The following is a 21,423-nucleotide window of genomic DNA, read 5'->3' on the forward strand; positions in this document are numbered from 1 at the left end:
ACAGTTCTCTTACTAATTTGGAAACATTTATTTAATTAAAATGTCTTTCTGCAAGAGAATTGTAATAAAGAATTACGAATTAAAAATTACGAATTACGGATTGGTGGGTAGATAAGGCAAATGTTGATCATCTGCTACTATCTACCCACCAATCCGTAATTCGTAATTTTTAATTTGTAATTCTTTATTAAGCGGCTGCTACGACCACCGGTTCCGGCAGGGTGGTAATTTTGCGGGTACGTTGTTTTAAGAAGGAGATAATTTCGGCATCCGTCTGGAAGCGTCCTCCGATGTTCACAAAGTGTTTTGCCAGCAGATCATAACGTTTGCCCATCAGGTAAGCCCATACATGGAGAAAGTGAATGCTGTCAAATACGATGGCATCGTTGGTGATATATTCATCCAGTGTTTTGGTGAAATATACCGGATGTTCTGTCCAGTGCATGCTGGGCTTTACGTGATGACTGATGTGATAGCCATCGTTCCAGCACTTGTGGTTATATTTTGTATTGATACAGGTAATACTGTTTTTATAGGAGTTTTCCGGATCTTCCGCATCAACAAAAGCGTGCTGGGCCCAGTTGCCCACCATCATGATAACACGGGAAATAAGGAAGGGTAATATAAATACCACAAAAGTGGCAGGGAAATTAATAAAGGATAATCCTATGCAAGCGGCAATAAACAGCACTTCTCCCCTTACCAGTTTCACCATCAGCTTTGTTCTTTTTCTCTGCAGGTGATAACGGGCGGTATCATACACGCCCTGTGTGACAAAGTTAAACAGGTATAAAAGGAAACTACGGAGTGAGTCGCGTTGGTACATCATGGTACAGCTGTCGTCGTCCGGCATATTATTTTCCGGATGGTGCATACCGATATGATGGGAATAGTAGCCCTCGGGTGTTTGTCCGAACAGGGGGCCAATAAACCAGGGCAGGTAATTATTCCAGAACTGGTATTTTTTTATAAAGAACACCCGGTGGCTGGTGCAGTGTAGCATCAGGCCAAAGGGACCCTTGAAAGTAAGGTTGTTGAGAAACTGATAGGCTATAGCAGCAGTCCACCATATCCAGTTGTTCATACCTGGTATATACATGATGATAGCCAGTGGCCAGAGCGTCAAGGTAATTTTAAAGGTCAGGTATACGAAAGGAAGATCGCGTTCATCTCTGATCCAGCTTTTAAAAAKACGATCAAGTGAAGTTTCATGGTTAGGCTTTACGTAAACTGGATCTGTTAGTTGTGAAAGAGACTTCATACGCACTTATTGTGTTTACTACAGTTGTAATAATGTTGGCAAAAAAGGAGCCGGTGAATTACTATAACGTGCCCCAGGGAGATATATTATTCCGTGCAGGTTAACCGAAAGATAACCATTTTTTTCTTCCCTGGTAGTAATTACGGGTATTTTTGTAATTTCCGTTCCAGTGTGTATCTATCAGATGGAGGAAACCCCGAATATTATAACTGTCGGGTGATGTGAGATGTTCCTGTAATATCCATTTCATATATATGCCAAAACCAATCACTATACATGAAGAGATTAACCCTTAAAGATGTTGCAAAAATGGCCGGAGTGGCGCCTTCCACTGTTTCGTTCGTATTGAACGGAAAGGGGAAACAAATGCGTATCCGCGATGAGGTGGCCACCAGGATTATGCAGGTGGCGGAGAAGTCGGGTTATGAACCCCACCGTATGGCGGTGAATCTTCGCACCGGGCAATCCAAAACGCTGGGACTGATTGTAGAAAGCATCTCCGGAAGCTTTTTTGCCAGTTTGGCTAAAACTATTGAAACCGAAGCAGAGCGGAGGGGCTATAATGTAGTATACTGTAGTACCGAAAATAACGCCCAGAAAGGCGGAGAGCTGATCCGCATGCTGGGCCGGCAAATGGTAGACGGTTACCTGATCACCCCTGCTCCCGGTATGGAAAAGGAAATACAGCACCTGGTACAGCAGCATAAGCCGGTAGTGCTGATGGATAGCTACTTCCCATCTATCAAAACGCCGTATGTACTGATCAATAATTTTGACGGGGTACAACAGGGCATGAAACACCTGATCAGCAAAGGATTTACCAAAATAGCCTTTGTAATGGTAGATGTAAAGCTGATACAGATAGAAGAACGCTTACGCGGTTATGTGACGGCCCTGAAAGAACATAAGATACCCGTCAGGAAAAAATACATCCTGCAACTGCAGTATCACAAGCAGCGGGAAGATTCGCTGAAGGAGCTGCAGGACTTTATGGAAGCCAATCCTGAGCTGGACGCTATCTTTTTTTCTACCAACTACCTGGGTATCCTGGGACTGGAGGTCATTGCCCGCATGGGATTGAAGATGCCGGATGATATTTCCGTGCTCTGTTTTGATGATCATGACATCTTCCGTTTATATCCACCGGGAATTTCCGTGATAGAGCAGCCAATTGAAGGTATTGCCAAAACAGCCATAGACCTGCTGATGCACCAGTTGGACAAAAACAGCGGCCCGATGAAGAAAACTGCGATAGAGTTACCAGGGAAATTCATTTTGAGGGGCTCGGCCTAATGGCGCCGGGCAGGTATCTGCGTAGCTGGCAGGATACCTGCCCTTCCCGGTCTTGTCTTGTGAAAAAAGCATTAAATACTTGCAAATGCTGGAAAAATATTTATACTTTTAGTACCGGCTTTCGAGTGACGAGAAAAAAGGATTCGTGGAATCTTTTTTTTCTATACCTATGCTAAATCGATTTTGTTAAAATTTCACGTTAACTTACGCAAGCTTTGCTTGTTAATTAGCGAAAGGATCATTTTTGTTGTTTATAATATCTAATCATGAAAAAAGTTGGACTGTTAGCAGCCGCTTTATTATGTCTGCATGGTGCGTATAGCCAAACAGTAAATAAAGTAGCTGAACCGGCGGAATGGGTAAACACCCTGATGGGCTCCGATTCCAAGGTGAGCTTATCAAATGGTAATACTTATCCTGCTATTGCCCTGCCCTGGGGAATGAATTTCTGGATGCCACAAACCAATACCATGGGGAATGGCTGGGCTTATCAATATACCGCTGATAAGATCAGGGGATTCAAACAAACACACCAACCCTCTCCGTGGATAAATGATTATGGACAGTTTGCCATTATGCCGGTGACGGGAGCCGTTAAGTTTGACCAGCACGCACGTGCCAGCTGGTTTTCCCATAAATCGGAAGTAGCCAGACCTTATTATTATAGCGTATACCTTGCTGATCCGGATGTAACTACAGAAATCACCCCTACAGAAAGAGCTGCCCAGCTGCGTTTTACCTATCCGGCTACCGACAGCGCCTTTATCATTGTAGATGCATTTGATCACGGGTCTTATATTAAGATATTACCGGAACAACGGAAGATCATTGGCTATACCACTAAAAACAGTGGAGGCGTTCCTTCCAATTTTAAAAACTATTTCATCATCACTTTTGATAAGCCATTTACCGCTACTAATACCTGGCACGACTCCGTACTGGTGAAAGGTCAGCTGGAATTACAGGCAGATCATACCGGTGCTGTGGTAGGCTTCAAAACAAAGAAGGGAGAAAAGATAGGGATCAAAACTGCATCTTCCTTTATCAGCTTTGAACAGGCAGAATTAAACCTGCAGCGCGAAATTGGCGGCGATAGTTTCGATGCTACCTGCAAAAAAGCAAAAGATATCTGGAACAAGGAACTCGGCAGACTGTCTGTAGAAGGCGGATCCAGCGAACAGGTAAGTACTTTCTACTCCTCCCTGTATCGTACCATGCTGTTCCCCCGCAAGTTTTATGAAATCAATGCGAAGAACGAAATCGTACACTATAGCCCGTTCAATGGCCAGGTATTACCCGGCTATATGTTTACCGACAACGGATTCTGGGATACTTTCCGCGCAGTACATCCTTTCTTCACCCTGATGTACCCTACCCTGAGTTCACATATCATGGAAGGATTATCCAACGCTTACAATGAAAGCGGATGGTTACCTGAGTGGGCCAGCCCCGGTCACCGCGACTGTATGGTGGGCTCCAACTCTGCTTCCCTAATCGCTGATGCCTATCTGAAAGGTATCCGTGGGTATGATATCAATAACCTGTACAAGGCGATATTGAAAAATACAGAAAACGAAGGTCCGCTCAGCTCTGTAGGCAGACTGGGGGTGAAATACTACAACTCCCTGGGTTATGTGCCTTACGATGTAAACGTAAATGAAAATGCGGCACGTACACTGGAATACGCATATGACGACTTCACCATTTTCCAACTGGCAAAAGCGCTGAACCGTCCTAAAAGCGAAATAGACCTCTTTGAGAAGCGCTCCCAGAACTACCGCAATCTCTTTGATCCGGAAACAAAACTGATGCGTGGCAAAAACAAGGATGGTAAATTCCAGGTACCCTTTAATCCGTTCAAATGGGGGGATGCTTTCACCGAAGGAAACAGCTGGCACTATACCTGGTCTGTATTCCATGATGTGCAGGGTCTTGCTAAACTGATGGGTGGACAACAAATGTTCTCTCAAATGCTGGATTCTGTTTTCAACATGCCACCGGTATTTGATGAAAGCTACTATGGAACCGTTATCCACGAAATACGCGAAATGCAGATCATGAACATGGGACAGTATGCACATGGCAACCAGCCCATTCAACACATGATCTATTTATATAACTATGCAGGTCAGCCATGGAAAACACAATACTGGGTACGCCAGGTAATGAGCCGTTTGTACAAAGCCACTCCGGATGGATACTGTGGCGATGAAGATAACGGTCAAACCAGTGCCTGGTACGTATTTTCAGCGATGGGATTCTATCCTGTATGCCCGGGTACACAACAGTATGTACTGGGTACGCCCCTGTTTTCCAAACTGACAATGACATTGGAAGACGGTAAAAAAATGGTGATCAACGCACCAGGCAACAGTGATACTAACCTGTACGTTCAAAGTGCGTCTTTAAACGGACAGCCTTATTCCAAAAACTGGATCAGTCACCAGGATCTGCAAAAAGGCGGTACTCTGGAATTCAGAATGGGGGCTACTCCTGAAAAATCAAGAGGTACCAGTCCTGCTGCTTTTCCATACTCTTACTCGCCAACAGCGAATAAGTAGACCTGTAAACGATTTTTCATTGTTCACTGAAATATTTCGTCCCGACTCTTCGGGATGTACTTCTTTTAGCTTTTAGGGGTTAGCTGTTGGCTTTTAGGAAATGCAGCGGATGGCTAACACCTACAGCTAAACACTAAAATCAACCGGCATGAGAAAATTTTTATTACCCATTATCCTCTTTTCTTCTCTGTCAGTAATGGCACAGGAGAACGTTATTCAATATGTGAAGCCGATTACCGGCACACAAAGAATGGGACACACCTATCCCGGCGCCACAGTGCCTTTCGGGATGGTGCAACTCAGTCCTGAAACAGATACCATCCCCTACGAAATGAATGGGAAGTATAATCCCGATGTATATAAGTACTGTGCGGGTTATCAGTATGAAGATAAAACCATTGTAGGTTTCAGTCATACGCATTTCAGTGGTACCGGCCACTCCGACCTGGGAGACTTTCTAATTATGCCCACTGTTGGTAAACTGCAGCTGAACCCTGGTACAGCAGATCACCCGGAAAGTGGCTATCGTTCTGCCTTTTCCCACAGTACAGAGGTAGCAGAGCCCGCCTACTATAAAGTGAAGCTGGAAGATGATAACATCCTGGCTGAACTCACTGCCAGCAATCGTGTTGGATTTCACCAATATACTTTCCCCGGTACAGATCAGGCACATATCATCCTGGATATGATGTCCGGTATTTACAACTACGACAATAAAAACGTGTGGACCTTTATAAGAGTAGAAAATGATACCCTTATTACCGGTTTTCGCCAAACTAACGGTTGGGCACGTACGAGAATAGAATATTTTGCAATGACCTTCTCCAAACCATTTGTAGCGTACGGACAGCAAAACAATGCCAAAGACGTGTACAAAGGCTTCTGGAGGAAGTTTGACCAGACAAAGAACTTCCCTGAAATGGCCGGCAGACAGATCCGCGCCTATTTCGATTTCAAAACAGCGCCCGGCGAGAAGATCAAAATAAAAATGGCATTGTCACCTGTAAGCACCGAAGGCGCCCTGAAAAATCTGCGTGCAGAAATTCCGGGTTGGGACTTTGAACAGGTGAAGCGCGATGGACAGGCCCTGTGGACAAAAGAGCTGAATAAAATACATATTGAGTCCGGCAGCAGAGAAGAAAAGGAAAACTTCTATACCGCGATGTACCATGCCTTCATTAATCCTACTACCTACATGGATGTGGATGGGCAATACCGCGGACTGGATATGAACATTCATACCGCTAACGGTTATACGAACTATACTACTTTTTCTTTATGGGATACATACCGTGCATTGCACCCGCTGTTTAACGTGATTCAGCCACAGCGCAATGCCGATATGATTCAGTCTATGCTGAACCATTACGAACAAAGTGCCCAGCATATGCTGCCTGTCTGGGCGCATTATGCCAATGAAAACTGGTGTATGATCGGTTATCACAGTGTATCCGTTATTGCCGATGCCATTATGAAAGGCAATGCGCCTTTCGATGTAAACAAGGCACTGGATGCCTGCGTTACCACTGCCCGTCACCGTACTTATGACGGCCTGGAGTATTATATAGACCGGGGTTATATACCGGAGGATAAAAACGGATCTTCTGTTTCCAAAGTACTGGAATATGCGTATGACGACTGGTGTATTGCACAGGTTGCGAAGAAATTAGGCAGAACGGATATTTACGAAGAATTCATTAAGCGCTCTGTGAATTATAAGAACGTATATGATAGCAATACCGGATTTATGCGGCCCAAACTGAATGATGGTACCTTTAAAGCCAGCTTCGATGCGCTGCAAACGCACGATCAGGGCTTTATTGAAGGTAACGCCTGGAACTACAGTTTGTATGTGCCGCATGATCCCAATGAAATGATTGCCATGATGGGAGGAAAGAAGCAGTTTACTGCTCACCTGGATTCCCTGTTCACCATGGAGTTGCCGGATAAATATTTTGCGGAAACGGAAGATATTACCCGCGATGGTATCATTGGAAATTACGTTCATGGTAACGAGCCTTCGCACCACGTAGCCTACCTGTATAACTGGACCGGCTATCCGTGGAAAACGCAGGAACGTGTACGTATGATCCTGAAAAAAATGTACCATCCCGGACCTGATGGTTTAGGTGGCAATGATGACTGCGGACAAATGAGTGCCTGGTACATTTTCACCACACTGGGTTTCTATCCTGTGTGCCCGGGATCTGATCAGTATTCACTGGGAAGTCCGGCGATAGACAAGGCTACTTTGCAACTGGAAAATGGTAAATCATTTGTGGTAGATGTGAAAAATCAAAGTGATAAAAACGTGTATGTGCAGAAGGTGTTACTGAATGGTGCACCGTTGAATCGTTTGTACATTACACATGCAGATATCATGAATGGCGGTACCATTACGTTTTATATGGGTGCTAAGCCAAAGAAATAAAGATCATTTAATGATGAACAGGCTGCCGCTGGAATACAGAGGCAGCCTGTTTTTTTGTAGGTAAAAGGGCAGTTTAACAGCTGGTGTACGCGGGCGTTATTATTTGAAATGAGATATGCTATATCTTGCGGCTATTATCTAATAGCTAATAATATGAAACAACCCTTCGATATTATAGGAACGAATTTGGACAATCTCACTTCTCTATGGAAAACAGCAGGTATCCCTTTTAACGCTTATGTAGAAACACCTGCATTTAATTATTGCAGGATCGAAGATGCTGACTGGCCCAACCGGTTGTGGTTTAAAGAAGATGTAACGCCGGAGGCGTTGAATGCTGCGCTGGAAATACTTCCTGCAGGGAAAATGACGATTCCTTACTGGGATATCTATAACAGTAACGCCGATGAGTATATTGCTGCCAAAGGCGGGGTGAAAGCGTTTGAGCAGGCAGGCATGTCTTTAAAACTGGACCGGCCGTTTACAGGGGCACGTAATCTATCTTACGTGCAGGTGACCAACGATGCGCAGGCAGAGATATGGGCGATGTTATACCCGCAGTCTTTCGGATACAGGATCAGCGCAGGCATATTAAAGAAGCTGTATAATGATGTCAGGTTTTACCTGGCTTATTACCAGGATCAGCCAATAGGTACCGCTATACTGCATTGTACAAACGGTATTGCAGGTATTCATGGTGTAGGGGTAATTCCTGATATGCGAAAGAAAGGTTTTGCCAATGAGATCATGGAGTTTGTTTTAAACCAATCTATTGATTTAAATGCGACTTACGCCACTTTGCAGGCGTCTAAGATGGGCGCGGGTATTTATCTGAAAATGGGTTTTGAGGATCAGTTCCTGATTAAAAATTACACATTCCTTTCGTGAGTAAATGGTCAGCTGTGTTGGCAAACATAGCTGACCTAAACAACTCCGCAATAAACTGGCAATATGAACGGATTTTAACCCATCGGAAAGCAGGCGCTATTACGTCACCACACATTTTTTCACCCCGGATTTACTGCGTTTAATGGGGGCCTGTTATCTTTAATATTATTGTCTGATGGACATTTAATACTTGTTTGGATAGATGGGATAAAGCTTCTGAGGATACCTGTATTAACGAAATTATCTTCCTGGTTACTTTTTTACCCGAAGTTAATATCTGCACAAAATTGGTTAATTCTGGTGTGACTACATCGGTGAATGTGACCTAATTTTACTTTTATATCAAATGTAATTTATACGTCTTATTTCAGTTGAAGGAGGATGCATATTGGTATGCAGAACGAATCGGCCAATAGCACATGTTATGAACTGCCTTTAGGCAAATAAAAATCACCAGACACAAAATCTTAATACCGGACACAAAATCTTTACTATTATTCATTAATCATTTTTCCGCGTTGCTTACAACGCTGGCTGGCTTGCGTTTGCAAGCGTGATGCCGGCTGTTTAATCTCAACAATTTATCTCTTATGAAAAAAACAATTGCAATGGCAGCATGGCTGCTGTTAGCGGTAGCTTTTGCCTACGCCCAATCACCGGCTGTTTCCGGGAAGGTGTTGACTAAAGAAGGGGCGGCCATACCTGGTGCGTCTATTCATGTACAAGGCCGCAATACTGGTGTAGCAGCAGCGGCAGATGGGAGCTTTAAAATAGAGGCAAAAGATGGCGACCTCCTGTTGATTACTGCTATAGGATTCACTACAGCGACCATAAAGGCCAGCACCACTGTTCCGCTGATGATATCCATGACAGAAAATTCCAAAGAAATTAATGAAGTAGTAGTAACGGCACTGGGTATTAAGCGCGATAAGAGAATGCTCACATATAGTGTGCAGGAAGTAAAAGGCGCTACCCTGATAGAAGCCAAGCAGGATAACCTTGTCAACGCGATTGCAGGAAAGGTAGCCGGCGTACAAATCACTAATTCCAGTGGTATTCCGGGTAGTTCTGCCAGGATTGTGATCCGCGGTAATACTTCCCTGGTAGGTAATAACCAGGCATTGTTTGTAGTAGATGGTATTCCAATGGATAACAATGAAGCCGGCAATCCCAACAGGCCGGAGTATTCAGGTGGTACCGCCAACAGGGCGAGTGATATAGATCCCAACATTATTGAAAGTATTACGGTGCTGAAAGGTGCCGCTGCTACAGCACTTTATGGTTCTGCCGCCGCAAGGGGTGCAGTAATCATTACCACCAAAAATGGTACAGGTGCGGGAAGCAAAGGCGCACCAAGTGTATCCGTGAGCAGCAGCTACTCTTTTCAAACCCCTATACTGCCTGAATTGCAGGACAAATTTGCACAAGGTACGGGTGGTGTGTATGTAGATGGTAATAACGGCGGTATCAGTTCTTCTTCCTGGGGTCCACTGATGGATACCCTGAAAGTAAACGGTGTGCCGGTGCCGAAACATAATCCTGCCAAAGAGTTTTTTAAAACAGGACATACCTCGGATAATAATGTGAATGTTAGTGGCTATTCAGATAAATCTAATTACCTCGTTTCTTACTCTTATCTGAAAACAACCGGTACTATTCCCAACACGGATTATTCCAGGCATTCCTTTTTCACCCGCTATGGTGTGAAGTTACTGAACAACCTGCAGCTCAGCGCTCAGTTCAATTATGTTCAGTCAAATAATCATCGCTACCTGGAAGGCAATAACTTCGTCAATCCACTATGGACAGTATACGGCGGACCTATTTCCTGGGACCCACATCCTTCTGTGAATGAAGATGGTTCGCAGCGCCTGTTCCGTGCAGCGCGTAATAATCCTTACTGGATACTGGATAACACTGGTTTGCAGGATAAAAACAACCGCATTATCCCGGTGGTGACATTGAGCTACAATCCGCTGCCCTGGCTGACGATCACGGAACGGGCCGGCGCGGATATGTATGTAAACTCCACTGATTATCACGAAGCACCTGGTGCTATAGGCTGGGGCAATACCGGTCCTACACCCGTGATAGGTCAGTTATACCAGCGGAATATCAAGTACCAGCAATTCAATAATGATGTGATGGTGGAAGCCAGGAAAGAGTTTGGTAAAGACTGGTTTACAAGTGTACTCGTAGGAAATAATATCCTCAGTAATTATAATGATTATTCTTTTGTACAAGGAGTAGGGATATCGGTAGATAAGCTGTATAACATCGGTAACTTCTCCAAGGTATCTTCTAATTATAGTTATTACAGAAGCCGGAAAGTAGGCTTTTACGGACAAGCCAACCTGGAATATAAACGTATGCTGACGATAGCCCTCACTGGCCGTTATGATGGTAGTTCCGTATTATCGAAGGATAACCAGTTTTATCCTTATGGCTCTGCCAGTGCAGGCTTTATTTTTACAGAAGCATTGCATATGCAGGATAATCCGATCCTGAATTTCGGTAAAGTGCGGGTGTCTTACTCTGTAGTGGGTAATGACAACGTAGCGCCCTATTCTCTCAGCAATCCCTGGTACCAGGCCAACATAGGTAATATTACCTTTCCATTCCGTGGTGCAAATGGATATCAGCTGACTACTACTTATGGGTTCCCACTAAAGAATGAAACCCTGAAAGAATTTGAAATAGGACTGGAAACAAGATTCCTGAAGAACAGAGGCTCACTGGAAATTTCCTGGTTCAATAAACGCAGCAGTGATTTGTTAACGCCTGGTTCTCCTATTTCCGCGGCTACCGGGTTTAATGCTGCTTCTTTGAATGCCGGCGATATGCTCAATAAGGGCGTTGAAGTCACCCTGGGTTTTACTCCTGTGAAAACAAAAAATGTGACCTGGACTATCGGTGTCAACTATACGAAAATCGATAACAAGGTGCTGAGCCTGGCGAATGGTGTTCCTTATATACAGCTGGCAGGTTTTACAGCTCCGGGTATTTTCGCTTACGCCAATCAGCCTTATGGTGTTATTTATGGAGATCACTATGTACGTAATGAACAACATCAGCTGGTGCTGACAGACAATGGTTATCCTATTGTAAGTACGGACTTTGGCCCTATTGGTAACTCCACACCCAAATGGACTGGCGGCATCAACAGTAATCTGACGTATAAAGGATTTACGTTCTCTTTTGTACTGGATCATAAACATGGTGGTGATGTGATCAACCTGGATAACGGATCACTCTTTTACTATGGAACTGCCAAGGCAACAGAAAACAGAGGTACTTCGGTGGTACTACAGGGTGTAAATGAAAAAACAAATGCACCTAATACCAAAGCAATTGTATTAGATGAAAACTATTACAAATCCTACTATTCTGCCGCTGATGAAAACAGTGTGGAAGATGGATCTTATCTGAAGTTGCGCCAGGTATCACTTGGATATAATTTAGGCGCCAGTGTATTGAAAAATTCATTTTTTAAATCGGCCGTTATCACGCTCACCGGTACCAATTTCATCCTGCATAAAAACTACACCGGCTCTGACCCTGAAGTAAGCCTGAATGGAAGTGGTAACGGGCAAGGTTTTTCCAACTTTCCCGTGCCTTCCAACAGGAGTATTATTGCCGGAGTAAAGGTTACGTTTTAAACAACATCAAAAGAGTACGACATGAAAAATAAACTAATCATCTTCCTGGTGGCCGGTTGCACCTTATTGGGTGCCGGCTGTAAAAAGTTCCTGGATATAAATACCGATCCTAATAATCCGTTAAAAGTAAAAGAAGCGCAGGTACTGGGACCAGTGGAGGTTACTACTTCTACTACTGTTGTGGGTGGGTTATACGGAACTGTTACCGCTTACTGGATGCAGCAGTTATCACTTAACCAGGCATCTCCCAGCATAGAGTCGTATACCATTACCCCGGTAGATGCGAATAACACCTGGAGCTCTTATTTGTACCCCAATGTTTTCCAGAACCTGAATATGATGATTGATGAGGCAGAGCAACAAAAGCACCACGAGTATGCGGCGATTGGTAAAGCATTGTTTGCCTATAATCTGGCTATAGCGGCTGATCTGTGGGGAAATATTCCTTATTCACAGGCGTTCAAAATACCAACGGTCATGCAACCAGGTTACGACAAACAGGAGGCGATTTATACTATCATTCAGCAAATGCTGGATAGCTCGTTGTATTACATGGCGCAACCTGCATCCAAAATACAGCCCGGTGATGATGATTACATTTACAAAGGCGATATGGGCTTGTGGAAAAAATTTGTTTATACCCTCAAGGCGCGGTATTACCTGCGTTTGAGCAAAGCGCCCGGTCATACGGCTGCGCAACAGGCAGATAATGCCTTGCTTGCTTTGCAACAGGGATTTGGCAGTAACCAGGATAATGCATTGGTATCCTATCCGGGCACCGGTCAGGCAGAAAACCCCTGGTACATGAATACCGGCGATGCATCTGGTGGTGTGGTGATGGCACAATCTTTTATAGACTCGCTGGTGTCGAGAAAAGATCCACGGTTAGCCATCTTTGCTACCAAAGGGAATAAAGGAAATTATGCAGGCAGAAGAGTTGGTGATACGCCTGCTGCTGATCCGGATTCTTTTTCCCTGGTGAATAAATTTTATGCCGGTAAGGATGCCAATCTTTATTTATCTACTTACAGCGAAGTGTTATTTATAAAAGCAGAAGCTACCTTTATTAAGCAGGGCGCTGCGGCAGCCGCGCCGGTATACACCGCTGCTATTGCTGCACATATGACGATGCTGGGTATTCCTGTTGCAGCGCAGCAAAGCTACATTGCTTCCAGGCCGGTATTAACGGCTACGAATGCGCTGGCGCAGATCATCACCGAGAAGTATGTGGCAGGTTTCCTGTCTCCCGAAACATACAACGACTGGAGACGCACCGGTTATCCACAACTGAAGCCTTACCAGGATGAAATAGTTAAAAGTATTCCGCGCAGGTGGCCTTACCCGGCCAATGAGATGCTCACTAACCCGCAACCCGATCAGAAAGTGACGGTGAGCGACCGTGTGTGGTGGGACGCGAATTAAGCAGAGAGCAAAAAGCAGAAAGCAAAAAGCTATTAAAGCGAATGACCCAAGCGAATATTATTCTTTCGCTTGGGTCATTCGCTTTAATAGCTTTTTGCTTTCTGCTTTTTGCTCTCTGCTATATATGTAGCGTAAAGGTCAAAATACCTAACTGTACTTTTTGTGTAGCATCCGTTGCTTTGAAGCGGAAATAAAGACTATGTTTCTTACCATCTGCTACCGGGGTGAAGTTGAAGTTCGCCTTGTTGGCGGTTTTAGGCAAGGCGCCTGGTCCAATGGTCACTTCGCCTAAGCGGGCACCGTTGGCATCGTCCAGGAAGGCTTCCACTACATAACCCTGTTGTGGTGTTTCCTGAACCATGTAGGCCAGTTCTATCCCTTTCACATCTGTAAGATCCAGTTTGCTATATACTACCCAGCCTTCTGCGTTGGAAGGAATGAGGAACTTCATACCGTCTACAGCGAAGGTAGATACGCCGTCTGCCTTGTTGTAGTCTGCCGCTGCGAGTACGGGGCTGACCAGCTCGGCCTGTGCTGTACCGGTGATAGGCTTAATGCCGGGACCACCTTTATCGGTATAGCTGGCGAGCATATACAATACCCCGTTATCTTTTGCTTCACCACCCATAGTAGGATTAATGGTGCCGGAAACGGGCAGGGAGGCTATTTTAGGAGCGTTGCCGCCAATAGAATAAATATATTCTACCAGTTGTTTGGCTTCTCCCACAGAGAGACCTGGGTGAGCAGCCATGGCTGTTTCGCCCCATACGCCACCTCCACCGCTGATGATCTTTTTAGCCAACATTTCAGGGGCGGCAGGATCGTTTTTATACTTTTCTGTTACCTGCTTGAAAGAAGGTCCGATTGATTTTTCATCCGGTTTGTGACAGGTTTTACAGTCAGATACTTCCATAATGTTTTTACCTGCAATAGCGCCGGTAATCACCTGGTGCCCCTGTGGTGCTGCTGCTTTATCACGTCCTTGGATATAATCTGCCTTTACGAAAATATTGTTGGCATCGAGTTTACCGTCAGCTGAATTACCATCTTCTTTATCATTGATGTTTACGGTGTACTGTACGGGTTTGCCCGGGAAGTAGAACATCTGGTTGCCGGTGATGGCAATTTTCACATCAGGTGTTTCATTACCTGCGTAAACATCTATGGATTTACTTTTCGTTTTAGCGCCTTTGCCATCCGCTACTTCTACAAATACCTGGTATTCACCTGGTGTGGTGTAGGTAAATTCAATGGTAGGCTCTGTGGTTTCTTTTTTGGTACCATTACCAAAATTCCAGAGGTAGGTGATTTTGTCGCCATCAGGGTCAACAGAACCTTCTGCGCTTACTTTCACTTTAAAGGGCAATCCGCCGGTTAAACGGTCTGCGTGGATGTTAGCCTTCGGCGCACGGTTACCACCGTTAAAATCGATCCGGGAGAGGCCTGCATCTACGTTTTTGCTGAACCATCCATTACCATATTCCAGGATGTACAAACGACCGTCCGGACCCATTTCCATATCAATCGGTGCATTCAGTTTGGTATTAGGCATGAATCTTTCCATTTTGGAGAAGTCGCCGTTCTTATCCATGGTTACTGCCATCACCCAACCGCGGATCCAGTCGTAGATAAACAGTTTGTCGTTATAGTAATCGGGGAAGCGGGTTTCTTTTGGATAGAATTCGCTGTAATAAACCGGACCTGCTTCTGCGTTACGGCCGCCACTACCTACAATCGGGAATTCTTCTGATTTTGCGTAGGGGTACCAGATGAATGCAGAAGTTGCCGGAGGCAGCTCTTTCAGGCCGGTATTGTTACGGGAATCATTGATAGGTTTCAGCGGATCGAAGTAAGGACCGCTTTCGCCTGTTTCGTAATTGTATTTGCGGTATGGTTTGTTGTTGGCAATGAACATCGGATAACCGAAGTTACCGGGTTTTTTCGCCTGGTTTATTTCATCATATCCTCTTGGTCCGCGGGTAGAGTCATCGTTATTTGCATCGGGTCCTACTTCTCCCCAGTATACATAGCCTGTTTTCTGATCTACAGACATACGATAGGGGTTACGTGTACCCATGGCAAAAATTTCAGGACGGGTGCCTTTGGTACCTTTTGGAAACAGGTTACCATCAGGAATGGTATAAGATCCGTCTGCCTGTACTTTGATGCGCAGGATTTTTCCGCGCAGATCGTTGGTGTTGGCAGAACCGCGGCGGTCATCGTACTGCAGGTGACCGGGACGGTCATCTGTAGGACCGTAACCTTTACTTACATATTTCTGTCCGGGCTCATCAAACGGAGTAGTGTTGTCGCCGGTAGATAAATATAACAGTCCACCTGGTCCGAATGCAATAGAGCCACCGGTATGGCAGCAGATATCACGTTGGGAGTAGAACTGCAGGACTACTTTTTCGGAAGACATATCCAGTTTGTTGTTTTCAAATTTGAAACGTGACAAACGGTTTACGGAAGTATCCGCGGGGGAATACATCGCGTAGATGAAGTGGTTATTTTTGAAGTCGGGGTCAGCGGCGAGGCCGAGGAAACCTTCTTCAGCATTTACATTTGGTACATTGGTATGGTGATATACATTCAGGAAGCCTGCCTGTGAGAGTTTCTTTTCTGCTGTATTGTAAAGCATCAGTTCTCCGCGGCGTTGTGCCACCAGGATATCCAGGTTAGGGAGTATAGCCATTTCCGTTGGTTCGAAGAACTCACCGGATACCAGTACATTTTTAGTGAAACGATCTTCTTCCGGTACACGCAGGGTTTTAGCCAGGCTGTAATCCAGTACCTGGTTTTTACCGATTGCATATTTGATACCGCCGGAGAGGTGTTTCAGGAATAAGCTGTCTGTATAAGATTCTTCGGTGTGTCCGAGTCCTGTATAGAATGCACGGCCACCATCGTAGTCATGATACCAGCTGATTGGGTGATTGCCGCCCATGGTACCACCCTGGTAAGATTTCTCATCTAATTTTAACAGGACAGTGGTGGTGGTGTCCACATTTTTGTAGTTATACCACTCATCGGTATGTTCCCATTTTTCGGGGAGACCTTCCGTGGCTGGAAATGATTTTACAATTACGTCAACTATAGCTTTGTGAACGCCCGGAGGATGGCTCTGGAACCATGCGCCGGCGAGGTGGTTATACCAGCCCCATTCGTATTCTGTATCAGCCGCGGCGTGTATACCTACGTAACCGCCGCCTGCCTGAATATATCTTTCGAAATCTGCTTCCTGGTAGTTGTTGAGTACATCACCGGTGGTGCTGAGGAAGATCACCGCAGAGTAGTTCTGGAGGGTATCTTCATTGAATTTGGTGGCATCGGTGGTGGTATCTACGTCAAAGCCGTTTTCGGTACCGAGTTTCTGCACGGCAGCAATGCCTGCTGGGATGGAGGCGTGGTGAAAGCCGGCTGTTTTGGTAAACACGAGTACTCTTGGTTTACCCGGACGGGATTTTTTACAGGCCGCCATGCCCACAAGGGCCAGCAGCAAAATAAGCTTGATGGTATGTTTCATTATAGCGGATTAGTTTTTGGGTTTCCAGTTGCCGATAGCATATTCGATGCCACCCAGCAAATGTTTCAGATATACGGGATCCTGGTATGATTCTTTGATATGTCCCATTTCAGTGTAGAAGGCACGTCCTCCTTCAAAATCGTGATACCAGCACATTGGGTGGTTATCGCCGTTTTTGCCGCCGGTGTAGCTGCTTTCATCAATTTTGATCAGCACATGTACATCGGGGTTGAGGTTTTTGAAATTGTACCACTCATCTTTACGGATCCATTCATCTGGCAGGTCTTTGGTAGCAGGATGATTATGATCCACTACTTTCAGGGTGGCTGTTTGCTGATTCGGGTGACTCAGAAACCAGGCACCGGCGAGTTTGTTATACCATGGCCAATCGTATTCCGTATCTGTTGCTGCATGGATACCCATCCAGGCGCCGCCTTTGTGGATGTAGTTTTCAAAAGCTACCTGTTGTGCGCTGTCGAGTACATCGCCGGTGGTGCAGCTGAAAATAACGGCCGCATATTTTTTCAGGTTGTTAGGGGTAAATGCGCTGGCATCTTCAGTAGTATCTACTTCAAAGCCATTGTCTTTTCCCAGTTGCATGATAGCTGTTTTGGCAGCAGGAATGCAATCGTGGCGGAAGCCTTTTGTTTTAGAAAAAACCAATACCCTTTTGGCCTTGTGTTTATTCTTTGCCTGCACAGAAATGGTGCCGGCGAGGAGCAAGAGTGTAATAAACGCGGTTAATGCTTTCATCTTATTTTTCGTGGGATTTTAGTGAGAATTACGAATTTCAAATTACGAATTACGGATTTACAGGTAGATTATAAACGCGAAAGCCATCTTCCGCTTAGATCTACCTGTAAATCCGTAATTCGTAATTTGAAATTCGTAATTCTTAATTAGAGAACTCTTATTTTGATATTGCGATACCATACATCATCACCATGATCCTGCAGGGCAATATGACCTTTGGCATATTTGCCGAAATCTTTCCAGTCATGGAATTTGCTCTTGGCTACCAGTGCATCCCATTCAGGGGTACCCATAGTAGTTTCTGCAGTTTTCACGCCATTGAGCCAGAGAGTCAGGTGACCATCTTTCTTGGATATTTTGGCGGAATTCCATTGTCCAACAGGTTTAACGGGTCTGTTAGTTGCTTTGATCAGGTCGTACAATTCACCCGCATTGTGTTTTGGGTTTTTGCCATCCGGATGGCCAGCATCATCGATTACCTGCATTTCAGGACCTGACAGGTAGGTCTGGCTTAAGGAAGGATCTTCGTGAACGCTGAAAATAAGACCGCTGTTGCCACCTGGAGAAATTTTCCATTCGTAGCTCAGTTCATAGTTTTCATATTCTGCGTCTGTAACGAGGTCTCCACCGGGTGCGCCATTCTTTTTTGCTGCCTGATCCAGTGCAATTGCACCATCTGCCACGCCCCATGCAGGGCTGGCGGTAGACTTCAGATACGTATGCCAGCCTTTGGTAGAAGTACCATCGAACAGCAATACCCATCCTTGTTTCTTTTCCTTAGCTGACAGGGTATTTAATTGCTGGGCTTTCACTGCGGAAGCGCCGAGTATAGCGCTTGCCATGAATGCCCCCAGGATTATTTTTTTCATTACAGATGATTGAGTTTATGTTAAACAACAATTATTTGCCAATAGACAGGATATATGTTACCATCTCTTTAGCATCTTCTTTTGAAATCTGTGGATGTGGTAACATCGCTACTTCACCCCAGTTACCAGAACCGCCTTTGATTACTTTGTCGGCCAGTTTATCTATGTTTTCCGGTGTGTTTGGATATTTACCTGCAATGTCTTTCAGTGCGGGGCCTACCACTTTCATTTCTTCTTTATGGCAGGTTTTGCAATCGCTTTGTGCCATCAGGGTTTCGCCTTTGCTCACAGGTTTGCTAGCACTTGGCGACACCATGGAATTATCTGCTGCTGGCGCGCTTTCATGAGTGCTTGCACTATCAGCATTTTCTTGTTTTTTTTCACCTCCTCCGCATGCTGCAAAGAATAAAACACTTAGTACGAGCGGCGCCAGATATCTCTTTCTCATTTGTTGATTTTTTATTTGGTTATTGTTTACTATAACGATCGGTGGATAATTAATTAAATACCTAGTATTCTTTTGTTGAAAGCATCATCTGTGCCGGCACCTGCGAAATCATCGAATGCTTTCTCGGTGACACGGATAATATGATCCTTAATAAATGGTGCGCCTTCTTTGGCGCCATCTTCCGGATGTTTGATACAACATTCCCACTCCATAACGGCCCAGCCGGCAAAATCGTATTGCGCCATTTTGCTGAAGATGGATTTAAAGTCTACCTGTCCATCGCCGAGAGAGCGGAAACGGCCCGGACGATCTATCCAGGACTGGTATCCGCCATAAACGCCGGAGCGGCCGGTAGGATTGAATTCCGCATCTTTTACGTGGAATGCTTTGATCCTTTCATGATAGATATCGATATACTCCAGGTAGTCGAGGCATTGCAGCAGCAAATGGCTCGGATCATACAGGAGGTTGGCACGGGTGTGATTGCCGGTAGCTTCCAGGAAACGTTCAAAGGTGATACCATCATGCAGGTCTTCTCCCGGATGAATTTCATAACAAACGTCTACGCCGTTGGCATCAAATTCATTGAGGATGGGGAGCCAGCGTTTTGCCAGTTCAGCAAAACCTGTTTCTACCAGTCCTGCCGGACGCTGTGGCCATGGATACATGGCTGGCGCCCATAACAGTGCACCACTGAAAGTAGCGTGGACATTAAGGCCCAGGTTACGGCTGGCTTTAGCAGCATATTTCAGCTGGTTTACGGCCCACTCCGTACGTGCGTTAATGTTATTGTGATATTGTGCAGGCGCAAATCCGTCAAACATTTCAGAGAATGCAGGATTTACAGCTACCAATTGTCCCTGCAAATGTGTACTCAGTTCTGTTATTTCCAGTCCTGCGGCATTTACAATACCTTTGATTTCATCTGCATAGGTTTTGCTTTCCGCTGCTTTTTGCAGGTCTATCAAACGGGAATCCCAGCTGGGGATCTGCACTCCTTTAAAACCAATGGAGGCCGCCCATTCACAGATAGATTTCAGACTATTGAAAGGCGCTTCATCTCCCATGAATTGCGCCAGAAAAATACCAGGTCCTTTTATCGTTTTCATACGCTCGTTCTAGTGATGAAATACTATATCTCGAAGTTTGTCCATTTAGCATCGCTCTGAGAAGAACGTACTACGTTATCGATGAAAGCCATACCGCGAACACCTTCTGCTGTGCCCGGGAAATCCAGGGATTCCGGAGATGGTTGTACGCCATCAATTTTAGCAGATAAAGTTTGTGCGAAGTTGCGATACAGGTTACCGAATGCTTCCAGGTATCCTTCCGGATGGCCGCCTGGCGTGCGGGTATTATGTGTCATGTAGCTGGACTGGAAAGAATAGCCACCACCTGCGCGGTAGATTTCAGTAGGTTTATCCAGCCATTTTACAAGGAGGGTATTGGGTTCGTGCTGTGCCCATTCGAGACCACCCTTTTCTCCGTATACACGGATTTTCAGTGCATTTTCTTCACCGGCAGCTACCTGTGATGCCATCAGTACGCCAGCAGCGCCATTGTCGAAGCGGAGCAATACAGCGCCGTCATCATCCAGTGCACGACCCGGTACCATGATGTTCAGGTCAGCGCATAATTTTTCAATTTTAGCGCCGCTGATATATTCTGCCAGGTTAGCAGCATGGGTGCCAATATCGCCCATACAGCCGCTTTTGCCTGATTTTTTAGGATCTGTTCTCCAGGCTGCCTGTGCATTACCTTCTCTTTCACTCAGTTTGCTGAGCCAGCCTTGCGGGTATTCTACCCATACTTTGCGGATCTTGCCGAGTGCACCATCTTTTACCATCTGCCTGGCTTGTTTCACCATTGGATAGCCGGTGTAGGTATGTGTGAGCAACAGTGTTAAGCCGGTGGCTTCTACTTTTGCCTGTAATTGTTTGGCCTCATCGAGAGAAAAAGTGATGGGTTTTTCTATAACTACGTTGAAACCAAGATCGAGCGCCATCATAGCCGGTTCGAAGTGAGCGAAGTTAGGTGTAACGATGGTCACAAAGTCCATACGTTTATCTGCCGGCATCTTCGCTTCGTTTTCCAGCATGGTTTTGAAATCGAGGTAAGTGCGTTCCGGATCGAGGAACAGCATTTTACCGGATTCCACTGCAATGTCGTTATTGATGCTGAGGGCGCCTGCTACCAGCTCAATCAGTCCGTCCATATTGGCCGCAATACGATGAATTGCACCAATGAAGGCATCTTTACCGCCTCCTATCATTCCCATTCTTAGTTTCCGTGTCATATTTACAATTATCTTT

13 protein-coding genes are annotated in these 21,423 nt (G+C 45.2%); 6 read left to right on the forward strand and 7 right to left on the reverse strand.

The window, feature by feature from the left end:
- Positions 1-187: 187 nt before the first annotated feature.
- Positions 188-1,261: a fatty acid desaturase family protein gene (locus AB4Z08_RS08405; protein WP_441573280.1), complete on the reverse strand. Its 1,074-nt coding sequence runs from the start codon at positions 1,259-1,261 to the stop codon at positions 188-190.
- A 276-nt stretch (positions 1,262-1,537) separates the two neighbouring features.
- Between AB4Z08_RS08405 and AB4Z08_RS08410 the strand changes: the two genes are divergently transcribed.
- The 6 genes from AB4Z08_RS08410 (at position 1,538) to AB4Z08_RS08435 (ending at position 13,515) form a co-directional block, all read left to right on the forward strand.
- Positions 1,538-2,554 carry a LacI family DNA-binding transcriptional regulator gene (locus tag AB4Z08_RS08410; RefSeq protein ID WP_441573281.1) on the forward strand — a complete coding sequence of 339 codons (1,017 nt, stop codon included), beginning with the start codon at positions 1,538-1,540 and terminating at the stop codon, positions 2,552-2,554.
- Positions 2,555-2,820: 266 nt separating this feature from the next.
- Positions 2,821-5,115 carry a GH92 family glycosyl hydrolase gene (locus AB4Z08_RS08415; protein WP_441573282.1) on the forward strand — a complete coding sequence of 765 codons (2,295 nt, stop codon included), beginning with the start codon at positions 2,821-2,823 and terminating at the stop codon, positions 5,113-5,115.
- Positions 5,116-5,263: 148 nt separating this feature from the next.
- Entirely contained in the window at positions 5,264-7,546 is a 2,283-nt protein-coding gene (locus AB4Z08_RS08420) for a GH92 family glycosyl hydrolase (RefSeq protein ID WP_441573283.1), read from the forward strand.
- A 153-nt stretch (positions 7,547-7,699) separates the two neighbouring features.
- Positions 7,700-8,434 carry a GNAT family N-acetyltransferase gene (locus AB4Z08_RS08425; protein WP_441573284.1) on the forward strand — a complete coding sequence of 245 codons (735 nt, stop codon included), beginning with the start codon at positions 7,700-7,702 and terminating at the stop codon, positions 8,432-8,434.
- A 590-nt stretch (positions 8,435-9,024) separates the two neighbouring features.
- A complete protein-coding gene (locus AB4Z08_RS08430; protein ID WP_441573285.1) occupies positions 9,025-12,093 on the forward strand; it encodes a SusC/RagA family TonB-linked outer membrane protein in 3,069 nt (1,022 codons plus the stop codon).
- 21 nt (positions 12,094-12,114) lie between these two features.
- Complete coding sequence (locus tag AB4Z08_RS08435; RefSeq protein WP_441573286.1) at positions 12,115-13,515, forward strand: SusD/RagB family nutrient-binding outer membrane lipoprotein; 1,401 nt, start codon at positions 12,115-12,117, stop codon at positions 13,513-13,515.
- A 118-nt stretch (positions 13,516-13,633) separates the two neighbouring features.
- On the opposite strand, the gene AB4Z08_RS08440 is transcribed toward AB4Z08_RS08435, so the two are convergent.
- From AB4Z08_RS08440 to AB4Z08_RS08465, 6 genes are all read right to left on the reverse strand, one after another.
- Complete coding sequence (locus tag AB4Z08_RS08440; RefSeq protein ID WP_441573287.1) at positions 13,634-17,041, reverse strand: ThuA domain-containing protein; 3,408 nt, start codon at positions 17,039-17,041, stop codon at positions 13,634-13,636.
- Positions 17,042-17,050: 9 nt separating this feature from the next.
- On the reverse strand, positions 17,051-17,794 hold the full coding sequence (locus tag AB4Z08_RS08445) for a ThuA domain-containing protein (protein ID WP_441573288.1): 744 nt from the start codon (positions 17,792-17,794) through the stop codon (positions 17,051-17,053).
- Between the two features lie 146 nt (positions 17,795-17,940).
- The gene (locus tag AB4Z08_RS08450) at positions 17,941-18,663 is read right to left on the reverse strand and encodes a 3-keto-disaccharide hydrolase (protein WP_441573289.1); all 723 of its coding nucleotides are present in this window, start codon (positions 18,661-18,663) and stop codon (positions 17,941-17,943) included.
- A 31-nt stretch (positions 18,664-18,694) separates the two neighbouring features.
- A complete protein-coding gene (locus AB4Z08_RS08455) occupies positions 18,695-19,111 on the reverse strand; it encodes a c-type cytochrome (protein WP_441573290.1) in 417 nt (138 codons plus the stop codon).
- A 53-nt stretch (positions 19,112-19,164) separates the two neighbouring features.
- The gene (locus AB4Z08_RS08460) at positions 19,165-20,220 is read right to left on the reverse strand and encodes a sugar phosphate isomerase/epimerase family protein (RefSeq protein WP_441573291.1); all 1,056 of its coding nucleotides are present in this window, start codon (positions 20,218-20,220) and stop codon (positions 19,165-19,167) included.
- Positions 20,221-20,243: 23 nt separating this feature from the next.
- Entirely contained in the window at positions 20,244-21,407 is a 1,164-nt protein-coding gene (locus AB4Z08_RS08465) for a Gfo/Idh/MocA family protein (RefSeq protein ID WP_441573292.1), read from the reverse strand.
- Positions 21,408-21,423 lie beyond the last annotated feature (16 nt).

It is taken from the genome of Chitinophaga sp. RAB17 (genome assembly GCF_052114225.1).
Taxonomy (GTDB): Bacteria; Bacteroidota; Bacteroidia; order Chitinophagales; family Chitinophagaceae; genus Chitinophaga.

Coding starts and splice junctions, on each gene's coding strand:
- AB4Z08_RS08410 (WP_441573281.1), top strand. CDS start 1,538: ATGAAGAGATTAACCCTTAAAGATGTTGCAAAAATGGCCGGAGTGGCG.
- AB4Z08_RS08415 (WP_441573282.1), top strand. CDS start 2,821: ATGAAAAAAGTTGGACTGTTAGCAGCCGCTTTATTATGTCTGCATGGT.
- AB4Z08_RS08420 (WP_441573283.1), top strand. CDS start 5,264: ATGAGAAAATTTTTATTACCCATTATCCTCTTTTCTTCTCTGTCAGTA.
- AB4Z08_RS08425 (WP_441573284.1), top strand. CDS start 7,700: ATGAAACAACCCTTCGATATTATAGGAACGAATTTGGACAATCTCACT.
- AB4Z08_RS08430 (WP_441573285.1), top strand. CDS start 9,025: ATGAAAAAAACAATTGCAATGGCAGCATGGCTGCTGTTAGCGGTAGCT.
- AB4Z08_RS08435 (WP_441573286.1), top strand. CDS start 12,115: ATGAAAAATAAACTAATCATCTTCCTGGTGGCCGGTTGCACCTTATTG.
- AB4Z08_RS08440 (WP_441573287.1), bottom strand. CDS start 17,041: ATGAAACATACCATCAAGCTTATTTTGCTGCTGGCCCTTGTGGGCATG.
- AB4Z08_RS08445 (WP_441573288.1), bottom strand. CDS start 17,794: ATGAAAGCATTAACCGCGTTTATTACACTCTTGCTCCTCGCCGGCACC.
- AB4Z08_RS08450 (WP_441573289.1), bottom strand. CDS start 18,663: ATGAAAAAAATAATCCTGGGGGCATTCATGGCAAGCGCTATACTCGGC.
- AB4Z08_RS08455 (WP_441573290.1), bottom strand. CDS start 19,111: ATGAGAAAGAGATATCTGGCGCCGCTCGTACTAAGTGTTTTATTCTTT.
- AB4Z08_RS08460 (WP_441573291.1), bottom strand. CDS start 20,220: ATGAAAACGATAAAAGGACCTGGTATTTTTCTGGCGCAATTCATGGGA.
- AB4Z08_RS08465 (WP_441573292.1), bottom strand. CDS start 21,407: ATGACACGGAAACTAAGAATGGGAATGATAGGAGGCGGTAAAGATGCC.